The sequence below is a fragment of the Lentilactobacillus rapi DSM 19907 = JCM 15042 genome (assembly GCF_001436255.1).
GTDB classification, from domain to species: Bacteria; Bacillota; Bacilli; order Lactobacillales; family Lactobacillaceae; genus Lentilactobacillus; species Lentilactobacillus rapi.
On the sequence record NZ_AZEI01000076.1, the window covers coordinates 111,605 to 130,781 of the forward strand.

A 19,177-nucleotide genomic window follows, 5' to 3' on the forward strand; every position below is an offset into this window, starting at 1 on the left:
TAATTTATGTTACTTGAACTATCAATTACTGATTTTGCGATCATTGAACATTTAGACATTGAATTTCAAGCAGGCATGACGGTGTTAACTGGCGAGACCGGTGCCGGCAAATCGATTATTATTGATGCGGTCGGGCTACTGGTTGGTGGCCGTGGTTCCCACGATTTGATTCGAACCGGCGCGAAAAAGTCGGTCATTCAGGGTAACTTCATCCTCCATAATGACAATCCTACATATGCTGTTTTAGATGACCTTGGGATTGATCACAGCGATGGTAACGTGATTATTGAACGCGAAATTTTTGCAAACGCGCGCAATAGTTGTCGGGTTAATGGGATTATGGTCAATATTGCATCTTTGAAACGAATTGGCGAAACCATTGTCGACATTCAAGGACAAAATGAACACCAGGAACTAATGAAGCCGGAACGGCATATTCAATTACTGGACGATTTTGCAGAAGACGAATTGCAACCAATTTTAAGTTCTTATCAAGAAAAGTACGACAAATTCATCAAGCTTCGGGCGCTCAACGAGAAAAAGCATCAAAATGAAAAACAGTGGGCCCAACGGGTGGATATGCTGAAATTCCAAATTAAAGAGATTGAGGCCGCTGACTTACATGAAAATGAAGATACCGAGCTAACGGCTGAACGTGATCATCTCAACAATTTTCAAAAAATTCATGATTCCTTACTGAGCAGCTATGAAGGAATCAACGGTGACGATTCGGGACCTTTGGATTCAATTGGATCAGCAATGAGTTCAATGCAAGAAATTGAAGACTTAGATCCAGACTACAAGCAAATTTCTGACAATTTATCCGGGGCGTTTTTTACACTTCAAGATGTTGCCAGTCAAATTTCTGATCAGTTGAGCAGCTTAGAGTTTGATCAGGATCGACTTGATCAAGTTGAACAACGGTTAAATACGATTTATCAGTTGAAACATAAGTATGGTGATTCTGTCGACCAAATTCTGAAATATCTCAAAAAAATTCAAAAAGAATTAGCGGATATGTCTGGAACGGTCAGTGAAGATCAAGATCTTGACGAGCAATTAACCACGATCAAAGCATCCCTGATCAAAGATGCCAAAAAAATCAGTGATATCCGGCGCAAATCTGCTAAGGAATTGGAAAATGCGGTCCATCACCAATTAGCGGATTTATACATGGATAAGGCTGTTTTTGAAGTAAACATCAAGCAAAATACCGCACTTAACCGACTGGGTGCTGACCGGGTTGAATTTTATATTCAAACCAATCCGGGAGAAAAAATGTTACCCCTGGTTAAATCAGCTTCTGGTGGGGAACTGTCTCGTATTATGTTGGCATTAAAAACGATGTTTGCAAGGGCTGCCGGGGTCACTTCGATCATTTTTGATGAGGTGGATACAGGTGTCTCCGGTCGGGTCGCTCAGGCAATTGGTAATAAAATCTATACGATTTCAACCAAGTCTCAGGTGTTATGTATTACGCATCTCCCACAAGTTGCCGCAATGAGTGATCATCACTATTTCATTGAAAAAAAAGTAACGGACAACCGAACCACTACGACGATTACCGAACTGACTGCCAAGCAGAGTGTGAAGGAAATTTCCCGAATGTTGGCCGGAACTGCTGTCACCAAATTAACTAAGGAGCATGCTCAAGAACTCCTGAATCTCGCGGACGAGGAAAAGGTTAAAATTAGTCAGGATTAAACTTTGCTGTTTTGGAGATTGAAAAGGAGCGACCACATTTAATTGGCCGCTCCTAATGTTACGTGCTTGAGATTGTCATTTAAAACTTTTTGATTGCTTGGATTTCATTGATCGAGAAAATTCGCGTAAAGTGATTGTCAGCAGATGTAATTAAAAAGCGACGATCACTAATCTTTGAAAGATAGCCAGCTGAATCGGGCGTATGATCGTTAAATTGGACGATAATTGGGAACTTTTGACTTAAAGCTTTATCAATGTAGACGTCTAATTGAAAGGTTGGCATTTGTTTGACCTGGGTATTGTCTGTCACCAGATCAAAGAAACGGTTGTAATTGTCTTTAACAGATTTAGTGATTTCCGATAAATAGGATTGTTTGTTTTGCATTTTGTTCACCCCGAACGTTTGTTTGTAGTTTCATTATACGAACAACTGTTCGAAATTGCAAGACCAAATTTAAAATATGCAATAGAATCAGATTAACCGGTAATAATACTTGTCAAATCAAGGAAAAAGGGCGATAATTATCGGTACTATAAATAATTGAAGGGATTTTTTCAATGGCTAAAAGAGGAATGTTGATTGTTTTGTCAGGTCCATCAGGAGTTGGTAAGGGAACAGTCAGAAAAGCGCTGTTTGAAGAACCAGATGTCGATTTTGAATACTCAACATCGATGACGACCAGGGAGCCCCGCCCTGGTGAAAAGAATGGTGTCGACTATTATTTTGTTTCGAAAGAACAGTTTGAGAAGAACATTCAAGATGGTGAGATGCTTGAATACGCAAAATACGTTGACAATTACTACGGAACGCCATTAAAATATGTTAATGAAACGTTGAATTCCGGTAAAGATGTCTTTTTGGAGATTGAAGTGAATGGTGCCATGCAGGTTCGGGCTAATTGTCCTGATGCCGTATTTGTGTTCTTAACCCCACCAGACCTGATGGAATTAAAGCACCGGTTAATTGGTCGAGGGACTGACGAAATGGATGTGATCAACCGCCGAATTAAAAAGGCCGTTGGTGAAATCAGCATGATGCGAAATTATGATTATGCGGTTTTGAATGACAAAGTTCCTTATGCCGTTGATCGAATTAAATCAATTATTAGAAGTGAACGATTAAAAGTTGCTCGGGTGATGCCCGATTATGAATCAATGTTAGGAGAAGATTAATTATGTTACTTTACCCATCAGTTGATAAGTTGTTGGATCAAATTGATTCGCGTTATTCTTTGATTATGCTTGCCAGCAAACGTGCCCATGAATTGGACGCAGGCGCCAAACCATTATTAGACAGTTATAAATCACAAAAGTCCGATGGTAAGGCATTAGAAGAAATTGCTGCCGGTGTGCTAAAAATTGATCCAAAAGAAAAAGATTTTAACTAATTAAGTTTAAGTAGGCGAAACTGGGATAAGGAGACTTGATTCCAGAATTTAGCGAAGAAGGACAATCATTTCCGGATCTTGGAATGGTTGTCCTTCTTCGTTAAATAATTAAGATCAGCAGACTTTAAGAACAGGCCATCCTTTGACATTGCGCTTTGTTATTGGCATAGAGTTCTTGGATCGAAAGAGATTATTTTAATTACCAAGAAAATGTTTGGTACAATAAAGATTGAATAATGAAATGGCGGTGAATCGATTGTTAAAAAATAAAAACGTTGTGTTATTTGTGACTGGCAGTATTGCGGCATATAAGTCCTTAACCCTAACTCGACTGCTTGTTAAAAGCGGCAACGATGTTCATGTTGTGATGAGTGAGGCCGCTCAACAATTTGTGACGCCATTCGCTTTTGAAACTTTGAGCAAAAATGCCGTTATCACCAGTGATTTTAGCGGTGATGATCCCAAAACGATTCCACACGTTCAACTTGCAGATGACGCTGATCTTGCCATTATTGCCCCGGCAACGGCAAACACCATTGCCAAGATGGCTAATGGAATTGCTGACAATGTTCTTACGGCAACGTTATTAGCAATGACCACGCCAATTTTTGTTGTACCGACAATGAATACCCACATGCTGACTAACTTTGCCACCCAATTTAACTTACAGACTCTAGCTGACCATGGGATTCACATCATGCAGCCAGCAGAAGGCTTTTTAGCTGAAGGTTATTCTGGCCGTGGCCGGATGCCGGAACCAGCTGAAATCTTTGAATGGATTGATCATACATATGAATCTCCGCGTCAACTATTAGCTGGCAAGCGGATCGTTGTGACTGCTGGCGGGACCCAAGAACCATTGGACCCAGTTCGGTATTTAACAAACCGTTCTTCAGGGAAAATGGGGTATGCGATCGCCGAAGCAGCTCAAGTTGCTGGTGCCGACGTGACTTTAATTTCTGCAAATGCGGCACTGCCGACGCCATCTAACGTCAAACTGGTTCGTGTCCAGACAGCCGCTGAATTATTGACTTCAGTCCAACAAAACTTTGCAACTGCCGACATTTTAATTATGGCCGCAGCTGTGGCCGATTATCGACCTAAAACGGTTGCAACCCAAAAGATTAAAAAAACGGCTAATAATGAAACCATGACCCTTCAATTAGTCCGCAATCCTGATATTTTGAAGACAGTTGCTGCATCCAAAGAACCTAATCAGGTCATTGTCGGATTTGCTGCGGAGACAAATGACTTACTGGCAAACGCAACTAAAAAAATTGCTGCTAAAAAGTTGGATTTGATTGTTGCCAATGATGTTTCCAATCACCAAATTGGCTTTAATTCCGAAAATAATCAGGTCACTTTTTTGTTTGCAAACGGTGAAAAAACTAAGACTGCTCTTGAAAGCAAGCGTGCCGTCGCAAATGAACTGATTACGATTCTTGCAAACAAATTCTCGTTTAATGAATAAAATCGACATCATGAAAGGAGCAGCCTAACCTTGCAGATTGCACAGGTCATCGTTGATATCCCAACTCGCCAAACTAATAATCCTTACAGCTATCTAATTCCTGACTACCTGACTGACCAGGTTGTTCCTGGAATGCGAGTGGCCGTTTCTTTTGGCAACCGAAAAATCACTGGTTTTGTGGTTGCTATCACAGACAAAGCGGCATTTGACGGTAAATTAAAACCAATTGATTCGCTGATTGACTTGGCACCCGTGATCAACAAAGAACTTCTTCAGCTGGCAACTTGGATGGCTGACAAAACCTATTCGTTTAAAATCAGCTGCTTGCAAACCATGCTACCTGGTGGCATGCGAACGAAGAATCAGAAACGGTTAATTGCAACCGAGGATTCAGTTGTAGCGGCTTATCCAAAAATATTCCATGGTCAACATGAAGTCGATTATAATCGTCAAAGTTTAGATAACCAATCTGTCACAAAAGTGCTCGAACTAGAGCGTCAGGGAAAAATTCGGGTGGAATATAATTTAACCAAACACGCGCGACCAATCATGATGAAAGCCTACCAAGCAATGCTGAAGCCAGACCAAATCTCTGGTGAGCTGGCAGGTGTTCGAAAAAATGCAAACGGCCAAATCAGATTACTCGATATCTTGAGGCAACACCCAGGTGAAACTTTTTTACAAAGTAAGTTAACAGCTGCTGGAGTGACAACTTCAGCCCTTAAAACGGGTGAACAAAAAGGCTGGGTAAAGGCCACACTGAAGCGCCACGTTCGAAATCCCTTTCTAAGACCCGTTGCCCACACGACCCCCCTCCATCTAAATGCTGATCAGCAAAAAGCTGTCGACCAAATTAATATTGATGTGAGTGATCGAAAAAATGACGTCTTCTTATTGGAAGGGGTCACTGGCTCCGGCAAAACCGAAGTATATCTCCAATCGATTGCCCACGCCCTTGAAACCGGGCGAACAGCATTGATGTTAGTGCCCGAAATTACTTTAACGCCACAAATTGTTGGGCGAATTCGGAGCCGGTTTGGTGATCAGGTTGCCATGCTCCATAGCGCGCTATCCAATGGTGAGCGCTACGATGAATGGCAGCGGATTAATTCCGGCCAAGCTAAAGTGGTTGTCGGCGTGCGGTCAGCAGTTTTTGCGCCCTTAGACAATATTGGCTTGATCATTATCGATGAAGAACACGATAGTAGTTACAAGCAGGCCGATAATCCCCGCTATCAGACGCGTGACGTTGCCAAATGGCGGGCTGCTTACAACCATTGCCCAGTCGTATTGGGAAGCGCCACGCCATCATTAGAGTCACGGGCGCGGGCAATGAAGGGAGTCTATCGATTTTTGACTCTCCCTGAGCGGATTAACCACCATGCTTTGCCCCATGTTTCGATTGTCGATATGAAAACCGAAATGGCACAACATCAAAGCATCCTATCGAACCAACTTGCGAATGCAATTTCTGACCGGCTTGAAAAACATGAACAAATTATTCTATTGTTAAATCGGCGTGGCTACTCGTCGTTTTTGATGTGTCGAGATTGCGGTTATGTTCCCAAGTGCCCCAATTGCGATATTTCACTGACGGTTCACAAAGACACTCATACCCTGGATTGCCATTATTGTGGCCATAAGGAACCGATTCCATCCGTTTGCCCACAATGTCACAGTAAACGAATTCGGTTTTATGGGGTTGGCAGCCAACAATTAGAAGAACAGGTGAGAAATCAATTTCCAACTGCCCGGGTGCTACGAATGGATGTCGACACCACCAGGCGAAAGGGGTCACACGAAGCCATTATTGATAAGTTTGGCGCCCACAAGGCTGACATTTTGCTTGGCACTCAGATGATTGCAAAGGGGCTGGATTTCCCGGAAGTCACTTTGGTTGGGGTGCTGAATGCCGATTCTGCGCTTCAGTTTCCGGATTTTCGTTCCAGTGAACGGACCTTCCAACTCCTTACCCAGGTTTCCGGTCGATCGGGGCGTGCTGATAAAGTTGGTGGAGTCATTATTCAGACGTTTAATCCGGATCATTACGCCATTCAATTGGCTAAAACCCAGGATTATGAACGATTTTATGCGACTGAGATGCGCGTTCGCCATGACGGCAAGTACCCGCCATACTATTTCACCGTTAAATTGACGGGTAATTCGCCCAGTGAAAATCAAACGGCTTCAGAAATGTTTGGCATTCTGACCTTTTTGAAGGATAATTTATCTAAGCAGGCGATTATCCTCGGACCAACGCCTAAAGCCATTACTCGGATTAATAATCAGTATTACTATCAAATCATCATTAAGTATCGAAAAGAACCCAATTTAAAAAAGACTTTGGATCAAATTTTAGTTGATTCACAGAAAAAGCAACGTCATGGGTTACAGATTGCAATTGATAATGAACCACTCGATTTTATGTAATGAAAGGAAACGATTAATTTGACAACCATAGTATTTATGGGGACTCCAGAATTTGCTGTTCCAGTTCTGCAGGGGCTCGTTGACAACGATTATGATGTTGTAGCAGCAGTCACTCAACCGGATCGGCCGGTTGGCAGAAAACACCGGATTCAACAAACACCCGTCAAAAAGCTGGCTGTGAGTCTCAAAATCCCCGTTTTTCAACCAGCTAAATTAAGCGGCAGCGCAGAAATGCAGCGGGTCATCGATCTGCATCCTGATTTCATCGTCACCGCCGCATATGGCCAATTCTTACCAACAAAGATGTTAAATGCCGTCAAAATTGCGGCTGTCAACGTTCATGGTTCGTTATTACCCAAGTACCGTGGTGGTGCACCGGTACAATACGCGATCATGAATGGCGATAAAGAGACCGGCATTAGTTTAATTTACATGGTCAAAAAAATGGATGCCGGCGATATCTTGGCACAAAAAGCCATCCCGATAGAAGATGATGACGATACCGAATCCATGTTTCACAAGCTAAGCATCGTTGGTCGAGATGTGCTCCTACAAACCTTACCAAAAATCATTTCCGGAGATATCCAGGCGACACCTCAAGATGCTGACAAGGTTGTCTTTTCGCCAAACATTAAGCCAGAGGAAGAAGAACTCGATTTTAATCAGTCTGCCTTTTTAGTGGACGCCAAAGTTCGAGCTTTACGACCAGATCCGGGAGCCTATGCAATGTTAAATGGCAAACGGGTCAAGATTTGGCAAACCGCTGTCACAGACGATTCAACGACCGCAGTCCCTGGAACAGTTGTCAAAAAGGATAAACATGATTTATACTTAGCGGCTGGCAATGGCAGTGTGCTTTCCTTATTGGAAGTTCAACCGGCCGGCAAACCCAAACAAGCAATTACAGACTATTTAAATGGAAGCGGCCAATCGTTAAAAGTTGGTCAACAGGTGATTAAATAAATGAAATACAAAACGAACAATCCGCGTCAACTTGCAGTTGAAACCTTAGTGAGAACCAGTACGGGGTCATATTCCAATTTACAAATTAATGCGGTGATTCAGTCAACTTCAATGAAACCAGAAGACAAAGCATTATTTACCAATATCGTCTATGGGGTCATCCAACATCGGCTCACGCTCCAATACAAGCTTAGCCCATTCATTCGCGAGCCTCAAAATACAGAGACCTGGGTCAAAGAATTATTATACACAGCAATGTATCAACTGGAATATCTAGACCGCGTTCCCAAACGGGCCATTTTTGATGAAACCATCAAGATTGCCAAATCGATGGGCCACGATGGGACGAGACGGTTCGTGACTGGAATCCTACATCAAATGGATCGTAAGGGGACTCCTGAAGTTGATGCCATCAAAGATGTAACTGAGCGCTTATCGATTGCCTACAGTGTGCCAACCTGGTTAGTCACAATGTTACAAGATCAACTTGGAAAGCCAAAAGCCAAGGCAATTTTGCAATCACTGAACATGGCTCCCAAACAATCGGTTCGTTTCAATTCAACCAAGACAACGAAGGCTGATTTGATGACCAAACTCAACGCCGATGGCTATGATGTTGAAGATAGTGAGGTTGCCAGTGAAGGAATCATCGTTAAAAGTGGCCAGATTGTTCACAGTTCATTTTTCAAAGATGGTTTATTGACTATTCAGGATGAAAGCGCTATGTTGCCGGTGGAATCGATGAAGATTGCCGCTGATGATACCATTTTGGATGCCTGCAGTGCTCCGGGTGGGAAAACGACCCAAATTGCCAGTCGATTGGACGGTGGGAAAGTCTTCGCCCTCGATATTCACAAGAATAAACTAAAGACGGTGTTACGTAACGCGACCCGGCTGGGAGTTGAAAAACAAGTTGAGACCTTTGAGCTAGATGCTAGAAAAGTTGATCAAAAGTTTAACGATGGTCTATTCGACCAGATCTTAGTCGACGCACCTTGTTCGGGACTTGGATTATTACGGCGAAAACCAGAAATTCGTTATGATAAGACGCCTGAAGACATTGACCGACTCAGTACCATTCAGCTGCAAATTCTAAACGCCATTGCCCCAAAGGTTAAAACTGGTGGTATGATTACGTATAGCACTTGTACAATTGTTAACCAAGAAAATCAAGATGTCATTGATCAATTCATTGCAGCTCATCCAAATTTTGAGGTAGTCAAGACGCAAACCGCTTTGGATCTTGATCATAATCATGACGATCAAATGCTTAAAATCTATCCCGATGACTATGGTTCTGATGGCTTCTTTGTTAGTTCTTTAGTAAGGAAATCGTAACGGAGTTGATTTACATGCAAATTGCGTATCAATCGTCGACAGGTAAAGTTCGTGACAAGAACGAGGATGCTGTCGGCGCATTTTCAAACAAAAAGGGGTTAGTCCTCGCCATTATTACCGATGGCATCGGGGGCAATAACGCCGGCGAAGTAGCTTCTCAGATGGTCGTGACTCATTTTGGAGAGAGCTTTCAACAAACTGACATCGATAGTCTGGACGAACTGGAAACCTGGTTTGAGAATAAATTAACTGAAGAAAATACGACGATTATTGAAGAATCAAATACGAATAGTCGGCTCCATGGGATGGGAACAACAATTGTTGCCGCTCTGATCGACGGTAAACAAGGTTTGATTGCCAATATTGGCGACAGTCGGGGCTATGTCTATTCGGATGGTCAATTAACTCAGATTACCGAAGATCATTCATATGTGAATGAGTTGGTTAAGCATGGTGATTTGACCCCCGATCAAGCCAAAAATAATCCTTATAAAAATATCATTACGAAAAGCCTTGGTATCAACGATGATTCTGTTGCTGATTTCAAACCGCATACTGCATCCCCAAATGATCAGATTCTCCTCTGCACGGATGGACTCACTAATATGGTCGATGATACCGATATTGAAAAAGTTCTAGCGATGGATGAAAGCTTACAGGATAAATGTGACTTGTTAGTATCCATTGCAAATCAAAACGGAGGTTTAGATAACATCACCGTTTTAATTGCTCAATACGATTCGGAGGTGGAAACCGATGAATAAAGGGTATGTGTTAAATGGCCGTTATGAAATTATTGGCCGGCTTGGTGAAGGTGGTATGGCTGACGTTTACCTGGCCAAGGATCTCATTTTAAAACGGGAGGTCGCCGTTAAACTTTTGCGATTGGACTTTCGGGATAACCCGCAAGCCAAGAAACGGTTCCAGCACGAAGCAATGGCGGCAACCCAACTGGATAATCCCCACATTGTCGGCATCTATGATGTTGATGAAGTTGAGGGGATGCAATACTTGGTCATGGAGTACATCGATGGTGAAGATCTTAAGAAGTACATTGGTGACCATTTTCCGATTCCATATGCTGAAGTGGTCAACATTATGGAACAGATTTGTTCCGCTGTTAGTGAAGCCCATCGCCACCACATCATTCACCGAGACCTCAAGCCGCAAAATATTTTAGTTGATAAAAATGGTTATATTAAAATTACTGATTTCGGAATTTCTCGGGCCGGTACCGAAGATACAATGACTCAGACCCGTTCAATTATTGGTTCCATTCATTACTTATCACCAGAACAGATTAAGGGCCAGGTTGCAACCGAACAGTCAGATATCTACTCACTGGGAATCATTTTGTATGAACTGTTGACAGGGAAGGTACCGTTTACAGGGGATACGGCCGTTTCAATTGCAATTAAGCATTCTCAAGAAGCGATTCCATCCGTCCGTGACTTTGATCCAAGAATCCCCCAGGCAATGGAAAACGTTGTCTTACGAGCGACTGCAAAAGACCCAAACGACCGTTATGCAACCGTCGATCAGCTGGCTGACGACTTAAACACATCGCTTGATCGTTCAAGAGCCAATGAACCACGATTTGTTGTGCCTGAGAAAAAATCTGACTTGAACGAAGCAACCCGGGTCATGCCGTTCCCACCGCTCCAAGACCAGTCTGCCTCAGCTAATGATCAGGCTAGTCAACGAAGCGAACCAGCTAAACAAGCTTCAAAAGACCAGCCGCCCAAAAAGTCGACGTCTAAAAAGAAAAAGCGCCGTCGGTTGATTATCGCCGCTATTTTAGGACTACTGGTGCTCTTAGCTGCTTTTGTCATGATTGTGACTGCCAATGGTCGAACAACTGTCCCAGTCATCACGGGCACAACTGAGGAAGAGGCATCCCAAAAGCTTCAGGATGCCGATCTTCAAGTAGGTAAGGTTAAGTACCATAGTAGTGATACCGTCGACCGTAATCGGGTAATTTCTTCTAACCCCAAGGAGAATACTAAGATTAAGAAAAACACCAAAGTTTCCCTTGTGGTAAGTTCTGGTCCGCGGAAAGTCCGCGTTGGTAATTACGTCGGCCAGAACTACAACTCAGTCAAAGACCGCCTCGAACGGGAAGGGTTTAAAATTCGCAAGCGCAATGCCCCATCTGGCACGTTCAAATCAGGTCGGATCTTACAACAAGACTTCAGGTCGGGGGCTAAGCTGAATCCGGCTAAGCACACTTTGACATTTGTGGTTTCAACCGGGGTTAAGCAAATTACCCTTAAAGACCTGACTGGGATGACCAAGGCTCAGGTTGTGAGTTATGCCAACAAGGAAGAAATTAATCCAACCTTTGACTATGTCTATTCTGATGATCAGCCTAAGGGACGCGTTGTTCGCCAGTCCCCAGGAGCCAATGAAGTGATTCAACAAGGGGGCAACGTTGCTGTTTGGTTATCCAGAGGATCAAAGAGTAGCAAACAGGATACCTTGAAGAGTTTCAACGTTCGAATCACGATTCCATACTTTGATGCCAATAGTGACGCCGAAAGTAGTTCTCAGCCGTTGACTGGCAGCCCCAGTGCGGATACCCCGTCTGATAGTTCAGGCGATGCCCAAGCAACGAGTGGTAGTAGCGAAAATGTTGTGTTTATCTATTTAAAGGATCACGATCATGACTTTTCAACGATTTACAAACAGATGGTGATCACTAAAGATACAGCTGTGAACTTGCCATTTAAATTGACGAAGAATGAGGTTGGCCGTTACAAAGTTGTTCGTGATGGCAAAACAATTCTGAGAGATAACAACGTTACGCAAGATTCTCAATAATTAATTACTGCAAATTAAAGTTACTTCTCCTATAATGATAGGTGAAGTAATTTTTTTATCGAGGTGATGAATTGACAAAGGGAAAGATTTTTCAATCCCTAAGTGGATTTTACGATGTCCACTCTGAGGGGAAGGTATACCGGACACGGGCACGGGGGAATTTCCGAAAACGTAAGATTACGCCGTTGGTTGGCGATGACGTCGAGTTTCAAATTGAAGATGGCGATAAGGGTTACATTTTGAGCATGTTACCAAGAAAGAATTCTTTGGTTCGGCCACCAATTGCAAATATTGATCAGGCAATTGTCGCAACCGCCGCTGTCCAACCCGAATTTTCAAGCAATCTGTTGGACCGTCAACTGATTGCGTTAGAAATTAGTGGCATTACACCCATAATTTATTTTACCAAGACGGATTTGTTAACTGATCAACAGCGGGCTCATTTAGAAACGATTGCCAAGGGGTATCGGGCCGTCCCCTATGAAGTCATCTTTCCGGAGCAGGCATTTGATCCGTCATCACTAGATCAACTGCGACAGTTATTTGCCGGCAAAGAGAATGTCATTATGGGGCAAACTGGTGCCGGAAAATCAACGCTGCTCAATCATCTGGCACCGGAACTCCAGTTAAAGACTGGAGAAATTTCGGCTGCCCTGAATCGTGGAAAACACACAACTCGAAAAGTTGCGTTACTTCAAGTTAATGATGGCTTAATTGCTGATACGCCTGGCTTTTCTTCATATGATACACTAGAGATTGATTACCGTGAATTAGCCAACTATTTCCCTGAATTTAAACGAGCAGCAGTAAAATGTCGATTTCGGGGATGTGTTCACGTTAATGAACCGGATTGTGAAGTGAAGCGTCAAGTGAGTGCCGGGACAATCATGAAATCACGATATGCAAATTACCTTCAGTTATATACAGATATCAGGAATCGTAAACCAATTTATAAAAAGTGAGGAAGTTAATAATGATTAAAGTAGCACCTTCAATTTTGAGCGCAGATTATGTGAACCTTCAACGAGACATCGAAATGGTGGATAAGGGTGGCGCAGAGCTCTTACATATTGATATTATGGATGGGGCATTTGTGCCAGCATTGTCATATGGCCCTGGCTGGGTAAAAGCCATTCGCCCCATTACTGATATGACGCTGGATGTTCATATGATGGTTGAATCTCCGGAACGTTACGTCGAAGACTTTGCCGATGCAGGGGCCGATATTATTGGTGTTCACACTGAAGCCACTCCCCATATTCATCGGGCACTCCAGATGATTAAGAATAAAGGGGTTAAAGCAGAAGTTGTCATCAACCCAGGGACCCCAGTTGCGGCCATTACCCCTGTTCTTTATATGGTCGACCAAGTGCTTGTCATGACTGTTAACCCAGGCTTTGGTGGCCAAAAGTTCTTACCAGAAACGGTTAAGAAAATTGCTGAATTAAACGAAATCAAAAAGCAACAAAACCTGGACTTCGACATTGAAATCGATGGTGGGGTAAACGACTCAACCGTTGTCGGCGCTTATCAAGCAGGTGCGACCGTTGCTGTTGCGGGTTCATATGTTTTTGATAACGATGATCCGGTTTCAAGAATTCAAGCTTTAAAGGACGCCACAAAATAAATGAAATTATTAAACTTACTGGTTGGCGGACCAATCGATCTGTGGCCACAACAATTGAAAAACGGTGAGATAAAAGGAAACTGGATTGGCATCGATCGTGGCAACCTCCATCTCATCAAAATGGGCATTGATCCGTTAGTTGCGATTGGTGACTTTGATTCACTTAAACCGGAAGAATATCAATTAATGAAGGATCATGTCAGCGATATTCGCCAATCGATTCCTGAAAAGGACGATACGGATACGCAATTGGGCCTAAAAGTTGCCATTGAAGAACATCACGCTGACCGTTTGGATATCTACGGTGCCACCGGCGGAAGATTGGACCATTTTTTGGCTAATCTGTGGATGGTCTTGGAACCCCGGTTCAAAAAATACGCGCCAAAAATTAGAATGATCGACAAACAAAATACGATCACCTTTTTTCTGCCTGGGGAGTATACCATCACGAAAGAACCTGACAAGAAGTATTTGGCGTTCGTGGCCTTAACCCCTATGGATCACTTGACGTTATTTGACGAAAAATACAAGTTGGATGACTACCAAGTTAAACGGCCCATTTCACTGGCCAGCAATGAGTTTGTTGGTGACAAGGCTCGGTTTAAATTTGGCAGTGGCGTCATGTGTGTGATTCAGAGTAAAGATATTGATCGATTCAATTAAATTCCAATTGACTATATGACCGAATATTTAAAGGGTCTCCAAACTGAAATTCAGGTTCTGAATTTCAATTTGGAGACCCTTTAGTTAATTGTTTGTTCCACCGGCTTATCTCACGCCACAAAAAAAGACCGACTACTAATCGATCCGTTGAGTGTTATACTCGTGTTACTTTACCTGATTTAAGAGTTCGAGCAGAAATCCATACTTTCTTTGGCTTTCCGTCAACTAAGATCCGAACTTTTTGCAAGTTTGGCTTCCAGCTACGACGACTTGAGTTCAAAGCGTGTGAGCGCTTGTTGCCAAAATGAGTACGCTTGCCATTAATAAAATCTTTAGCCATGGGTAACAAATCTCCCTTCTCTGCAATTTTAGTGTTACTTTCTGATTCATTACACTAGAACAATTTATCATATCTACCCCGACATTGCAATACTTTTCTTTCAAGTAATTATACTTGACAGGAACACTCAAGCTAGTTAAGTTTACTTTGGTTTTTGGCCTGATTGTGGTAATATTAACTATCGTTATAGGTAATAGATTAAAATCAAGGAGGCTGTAACTTATGGCCGTCAAAATTAAAACTAAGTTCGGAACAGTTGACATTGATAATGATGTCATTGCCAATGTTGTGGGTGGCGCCGCAACCGATAACTACGGCGTCGTCGGAATGGCCAGCCGCAATCAACTGCGAGACAACGTGAACGTCATCTTAAACCGCGAAAATTATTTCAAAGGCGTTGAAGTTAAGCAGCACGACAATGATATCATCATTAACGTTTATATTATTGTGGCGTATGGTAACAAAATTTCTGAAATTTCTAAAAATGTTCAATCAAAAGTTAAGTACAATCTGCAGAGCATGCTTGGAGTAACTGCAAATTCGGTCAATGTAATTGTCCAGGGCGTTCAAGTACTAAACGACTAATTGATTACTGATATTGACCAAGGAGGACAAGTAGTTGAAAGTAGCAAAAATTACCAATACCGAATTTACGGCAATGGTTCAAGCAGCAGCAAACAAATTAAATAAAAATTCTGAATTCATTAATTCTTTAAACGTTTTTCCAGTTCCTGATGGCGATACCGGCACAAATATGAGTCTATCGATGGCAAGTGGTTATAAATATGTCAATAAAGACGTCAAAACTAACGTCGGTGATCTTGCTGGCGCGCTTGCTAAAGGCCTGTTAATGGGTGCCCGGGGAAACTCCGGGGTTATTTTATCGCAGATCTTCAGAGGATTCCAAAAGTCAACTGAGGGCAAGGAAACTCTAAGTGCTCAAGACCTTTCTGATGCATTTATTGTGGGGACAGAGACTGCCTATAAATCAGTTATGAAACCCACTGAAGGAACTATTTTGACGGTCGTTAGGATGGCCGCTCAAGCTGGAAAAAAGAAGGCTGCCACGACCAATGACGTGGTTGCCGTAATGGATGCCATCTACGAAAGTTCAACAAAAGCGTTGGAAAAAACGCCTGACTTGTTGCCCGTTTTAAAACAAGTGGGAGTTGTTGACTCAGGTGGTCAAGGATTAGTGTTTGTCTTGGAGGCGTTCGATGACGTGCTTAATGGCCGTAGTGAAGCTGAAAGCGGTGAACACCAGCCTAATGACGCCGAGTTAAATCAAATGATCCATGCAGCCGATCAAAGTGTTCAAAGCAAGTTGAATCCAGAAGATATTGTGTATGGATATTGTACCCAGATCATGGTTCGAATCGGTAAGGGTCGCGAAGTTGACCATAAGTTCGATTACCAGACTTTTTACGATTATCTCGCAAAATTGGGTGATTCACTCTTAGTGGTGAACGATGAAGACATTGTGAAGGTTCACGTCCACACTGAACATCCTGGCAAAGTCCTTGCTTGGGGTCAAGAATTCGGTGACTTGGCAACTGTAAAGGTCGATAATATGCGGCTCCAACAGGAAACGATCATTGAAAATGATGAAGAAACTTCTGACAATGATAAATCCGCTGTTCAAAAAGCCGAAAGCTTGAATGGTGGCCAGCCACAATCCGATACTGCCGTGATTTCTGTATCGTCAGGAAAGGGGTTAAACACCCTGTTTAAGAGCCTTGGGGTTAATTATATTGTAAGTGGTGGGCAAACGATGAATCCCAGCACTGAGGATATTGTCAACGCAATTAATGAAACTCATGCTAAAAAAGCCATCGTGCTACCTAATAATAAGAATATTTTCTTAGCGGCTGAACAAGCTGCCAAAGTAGCAGATATTCCAACAGTGATCGTTCATTCCAAAACGATTTCTCAAGGAATTACGGCCATGCTTGGCTTCAATCCTGAAAGTTCGCTCGATGAAAATCAAGAATCGATGGAAGACAATTTAAGTACAGTTAAATCTGGTCAAGTAACGACAGCCATCCGGGATACTGAAATCAATGGTTTTTCGATTAAGAAGGATCAATTCATGGGAATTGTTGATGGTGATATTGTTACGACGGGTGATGATCTTGTCAAAACTGCTACTGACATGGTTGCCAAAATGCTCGATGATGACAGTGAGGCAATTACTGTCATTTGGGGTGATGGGGCCAATGAGTCCTTAGCAAATCAGGTTCAAACAGCCGTTTCCGAGATGGATGACGAATTAGAAATTGAGGTTCATGAAGGAGATCAACCGGTATATCCATTCTTGATTTCCGTTGAATAAGTTCTTGTTAAAAGTTTGGTCGCCAGTTGGCCAAGCTTTTATTTGTATTTTTTGAAATGAGGGAAATGAAGTGAGCAGTTTAACTGATTCAGTCGCAGTATTAAAAGGAGTTGGCGAAAAACGGCTGACAGCCTTAAATAAGCTTGGCATTCATACCATTAACGACTTATTGACCTATTTTCCTCGTCGTTACGATGATCTGTCGCTCAAGGATTTGGGAACGGCCGTCGATGGTCAGAAAGTGACCGTTAAAGGACAAGTCATTACCGCACCGACTTTGAACTTTTTTGGTCGCAAGAAAAGTCGGCTGAGTTTTCGGCTCAAAATTGATGATAACATCTATAACGTCACTTTCTTCAACCAACCATGGCTAAAAAAACAACTTGAATTGGAAGCTGAAGTGATTATTTTTGGCACATTTAATCTGAATCATAACCAGATTCAGGGAATGAAAATTTTGAATGGCGACAAAAGCGATACCTATGATTCAATCTATCCGAGCAATAAAGAGGTTAAACAAAATACCATTAAGCAATTAATTCAACTGGCTTTCAAACAGTATGAAAATATTCTGGTGGACATCATTCCAACGTCTTTACGCCAAAAATATCGACTTGAAAGCTTTCACGATACGATTAAAAATATTCATTTTCCATCATCACCGATCGCAGCCAAACGCGCTTTTCGGACGGCTAAGTTTATGGAATTCTTTTTGTTCGCAATGAAAATTCAATTGTTAAAAGCGACTCATCGTCAACCAGACCCGAAGTCCAAGATCATTTATGATCCCAAGCTAATCAAATCGTTCACTCAACAATTACCATTTGCACTCACTCAATCGCAGCAAAAAGTTGTGAATGAAATTTTAACTGATCTTAAAAATCCCATTGAAATGAACCGGCTGCTGCAGGGAGATGTTGGGAGTGGAAAAACGGTTGTTGCGGCAATCGCCATTCTAGCGGCGATCAGTTCAGGCCGTCAGGCGGCAATTATGGCCCCCACAGAAATCTTGGCTGAACAGCATGCTAACAGTTTTGCTAAAATGTTTGCGGACTTTGATGTCAATATTGCTCTTCTAACCGGCGCAACTTCAGCTTTGGCTAGACGAGCAATGCTGCCAAGCATTCAATCTGGTGAAGTTGATCTGATCGTTGGCACCCATGCCTTGTTTCAGGATCAGGTGGATTATCATAATCTGGGACTGGCCGTTATTGACGAGCAACATCGATTTGGCGTTAATCAGCGGCAGGCGCTTCGTCAAAAGGGTACCAGCACAAATATGCTTGCAATGACGGCAACCCCGATTCCCCGAACGCTTGCGATCACAATGTACGGTGATATGGACGTGTCAGTAATCGACGAGTTACCCAAGGGAAGAAAGCCCATTAAAACAACTTGGATCACTTCAGCGAAAACCGAATCCGCATTAAGGTTTGTCAAAAAACAACTCGAATCTGGAAGTCAGATTTATGTGGTCACGCCGTTGATTGAAGAATCCGAAGCCGTTGATATGAAAAATGCCCTGGCTATCTTTGAACGTTTCAAAGCTATTTTTGAGCCTCAATTTACTGTCGGTTTGTTGCATGGGCGAATGTCCAATCAAGAAAAAGATGACGCAATGACCGATTTTAAAGAAAATAAGTTTCAAGTTTTAGTTGCCACAACCGTCATTGAAGTGGGGGTTGATGTTGCCAATGCCAACACTATGCTCATTTTTGACGCCGATCATTTTGGCTTGGCCCAACTCCATCAGTTGCGTGGGCGAGTTGGCCGAGGCGAAAAACAATCTTATTGTATTTTGATTGCCGATCCGCGAAATGAAATTGGTAAGAAGCGAATGAAAGCTGTTGCCAGCAGTACGGACGGTTTCTTTCTTTCCCAAAAAGACCTCGAACTTCGGGGTCAAGGGGATATCACTGGTCTCAAACAATCAGGGATGCCTGATTTTAAAGTAGCCGATCCAGTTGGTGACCTTAACATTTTGACGGTTGCCAACCAAGAGGCTCAAAGTATTACCGTGAATTCGGATTGGCAAAAAAAGCCAGAAAATGTACAATTAGCTAAGTATTTAAAATACACACAAACCATTACCACTGATTAA

At 42.6% G+C, this 19,177-nt stretch carries 17 protein-coding genes; 15 read left to right on the forward strand and 2 right to left on the reverse strand.

All coding sequences use genetic code 11. The annotated features are described in order from the left end of the window. The first annotated feature begins 6 nt into the window (after positions 1-6). Positions 7-1,704 carry a DNA repair protein RecN gene (gene recN, locus FD12_RS08715; RefSeq protein ID WP_056982686.1) on the forward strand — a complete coding sequence of 566 codons (1,698 nt, stop codon included), beginning with the start codon at positions 7-9 and terminating at the stop codon, positions 1,702-1,704. A 79-nt stretch (positions 1,705-1,783) separates the two neighbouring features. Here recN and FD12_RS08720 read toward each other — a convergent pair whose 3' ends face one another. After that, the gene (locus FD12_RS08720) at positions 1,784-2,089 is read right to left on the reverse strand and encodes a hypothetical protein (protein ID WP_054746662.1); all 306 of its coding nucleotides are present in this window, start codon (positions 2,087-2,089) and stop codon (positions 1,784-1,786) included. A 173-nt stretch (positions 2,090-2,262) separates the two neighbouring features. Here FD12_RS08720 and gmk point away from each other — a divergent pair, with 173 nt between their 5' ends. The 11 genes from gmk to FD12_RS08775 all read left to right on the forward strand — a co-directional run bounded on the left by gmk (position 2,263) and on the right by FD12_RS08775 (position 14,404). Continuing rightward, positions 2,263-2,877: a guanylate kinase gene (gene gmk / locus FD12_RS08725; protein WP_054746661.1), complete on the forward strand. Its 615-nt coding sequence runs from the start codon at positions 2,263-2,265 to the stop codon at positions 2,875-2,877. 2 nt (positions 2,878-2,879) lie between these two features. Continuing rightward, entirely contained in the window at positions 2,880-3,092 is a 213-nt protein-coding gene (gene rpoZ, locus FD12_RS08730) for a DNA-directed RNA polymerase subunit omega (RefSeq protein WP_008856842.1), read from the forward strand. A gap of 256 nt (positions 3,093-3,348) precedes the next feature. Beyond that, complete coding sequence (gene coaBC / locus FD12_RS08735; protein WP_056983113.1) at positions 3,349-4,563, forward strand: bifunctional phosphopantothenoylcysteine decarboxylase/phosphopantothenate--cysteine ligase CoaBC; 1,215 nt, start codon at positions 3,349-3,351, stop codon at positions 4,561-4,563. A 30-nt stretch (positions 4,564-4,593) separates the two neighbouring features. Then, on the forward strand, positions 4,594-6,993 hold the full coding sequence (gene priA / locus FD12_RS08740) for a primosomal protein N' (protein ID WP_056982688.1): 2,400 nt from the start codon (positions 4,594-4,596) through the stop codon (positions 6,991-6,993). An 18-nt stretch (positions 6,994-7,011) separates the two neighbouring features. Continuing rightward, complete coding sequence (gene fmt, locus FD12_RS08745; protein ID WP_054746660.1) at positions 7,012-7,956, forward strand: methionyl-tRNA formyltransferase; 945 nt, start codon at positions 7,012-7,014, stop codon at positions 7,954-7,956. After that, positions 7,957-9,294 carry a 16S rRNA (cytosine(967)-C(5))-methyltransferase RsmB gene (rsmB, locus tag FD12_RS08750; RefSeq protein ID WP_054746659.1) on the forward strand — a complete coding sequence of 446 codons (1,338 nt, stop codon included), beginning with the start codon at positions 7,957-7,959 and terminating at the stop codon, positions 9,292-9,294. Positions 9,295-9,308: 14 nt separating this feature from the next. After that, complete coding sequence (locus FD12_RS08755) at positions 9,309-10,058, forward strand: Stp1/IreP family PP2C-type Ser/Thr phosphatase (RefSeq protein ID WP_054746658.1); 750 nt, start codon at positions 9,309-9,311, stop codon at positions 10,056-10,058. Further along, positions 10,051-12,114 carry a Stk1 family PASTA domain-containing Ser/Thr kinase gene (gene pknB, locus FD12_RS08760; protein ID WP_056982689.1) on the forward strand — a complete coding sequence of 688 codons (2,064 nt, stop codon included), beginning with the start codon at positions 10,051-10,053 and terminating at the stop codon, positions 12,112-12,114. The genes FD12_RS08755 and pknB overlap by 8 nt, the downstream gene beginning before the upstream one ends. Before the next feature lie 71 nt (positions 12,115-12,185). After that, positions 12,186-13,076 carry a ribosome small subunit-dependent GTPase A gene (gene rsgA / locus FD12_RS08765; protein WP_056982691.1) on the forward strand — a complete coding sequence of 297 codons (891 nt, stop codon included), beginning with the start codon at positions 12,186-12,188 and terminating at the stop codon, positions 13,074-13,076. Between the two features lie 11 nt (positions 13,077-13,087). Further along, the gene (gene rpe / locus FD12_RS08770; protein ID WP_054746657.1) at positions 13,088-13,741 is read left to right on the forward strand and encodes a ribulose-phosphate 3-epimerase; all 654 of its coding nucleotides are present in this window, start codon (positions 13,088-13,090) and stop codon (positions 13,739-13,741) included. Further along, on the forward strand, positions 13,742-14,404 hold the full coding sequence (locus tag FD12_RS08775; protein ID WP_056982693.1) for a thiamine diphosphokinase: 663 nt from the start codon (positions 13,742-13,744) through the stop codon (positions 14,402-14,404). Positions 14,405-14,558: 154 nt separating this feature from the next. Here the strand turns inward: FD12_RS08775 and rpmB are convergent, their stop codons facing one another. Then, positions 14,559-14,744 carry a 50S ribosomal protein L28 gene (gene rpmB / locus FD12_RS08780; RefSeq protein ID WP_008856832.1) on the reverse strand — a complete coding sequence of 62 codons (186 nt, stop codon included), beginning with the start codon at positions 14,742-14,744 and terminating at the stop codon, positions 14,559-14,561. 222 nt (positions 14,745-14,966) lie between these two features. Between rpmB and FD12_RS08785 the strand changes: the two genes are divergently transcribed. From FD12_RS08785 to recG, 3 genes are all read left to right on the forward strand, one after another. Then, entirely contained in the window at positions 14,967-15,329 is a 363-nt protein-coding gene (locus FD12_RS08785; RefSeq protein WP_054746656.1) for an Asp23/Gls24 family envelope stress response protein, read from the forward strand. 34 nt (positions 15,330-15,363) lie between these two features. Beyond that, positions 15,364-17,076: a DAK2 domain-containing protein gene (locus FD12_RS08790; RefSeq protein WP_056982695.1), complete on the forward strand. Its 1,713-nt coding sequence runs from the start codon at positions 15,364-15,366 to the stop codon at positions 17,074-17,076. Between the two features lie 70 nt (positions 17,077-17,146). Beyond that, entirely contained in the window at positions 17,147-19,177 is a 2,031-nt protein-coding gene (gene recG / locus FD12_RS08795) for an ATP-dependent DNA helicase RecG (RefSeq protein ID WP_056982697.1), read from the forward strand.

Coding starts and splice junctions, on each gene's coding strand:
- FD12_RS08720 (WP_054746662.1), bottom strand. CDS start 2,089: ATGCAAAACAAACAATCCTATTTATCGGAAATCACTAAATCTGTTAAA.
- rpoZ (WP_008856842.1), top strand. CDS start 2,880: ATGTTACTTTACCCATCAGTTGATAAGTTGTTGGATCAAATTGATTCG.
- rpe (WP_054746657.1), top strand. CDS start 13,088: ATGATTAAAGTAGCACCTTCAATTTTGAGCGCAGATTATGTGAACCTT.
- gmk (WP_054746661.1), top strand. CDS start 2,263: ATGGCTAAAAGAGGAATGTTGATTGTTTTGTCAGGTCCATCAGGAGTT.
- FD12_RS08775 (WP_056982693.1), top strand. CDS start 13,742: ATGAAATTATTAAACTTACTGGTTGGCGGACCAATCGATCTGTGGCCA.
- recN (WP_056982686.1), top strand. CDS start 7: ATGTTACTTGAACTATCAATTACTGATTTTGCGATCATTGAACATTTA.
- pknB (WP_056982689.1), top strand. CDS start 10,051: ATGAATAAAGGGTATGTGTTAAATGGCCGTTATGAAATTATTGGCCGG.
- rpmB (WP_008856832.1), bottom strand. CDS start 14,744: ATGGCTAAAGATTTTATTAATGGCAAGCGTACTCATTTTGGCAACAAG.
- rsmB (WP_054746659.1), top strand. CDS start 7,957: ATGAAATACAAAACGAACAATCCGCGTCAACTTGCAGTTGAAACCTTA.
- FD12_RS08785 (WP_054746656.1), top strand. CDS start 14,967: ATGGCCGTCAAAATTAAAACTAAGTTCGGAACAGTTGACATTGATAAT.
- FD12_RS08755 (WP_054746658.1), top strand. CDS start 9,309: ATGCAAATTGCGTATCAATCGTCGACAGGTAAAGTTCGTGACAAGAAC.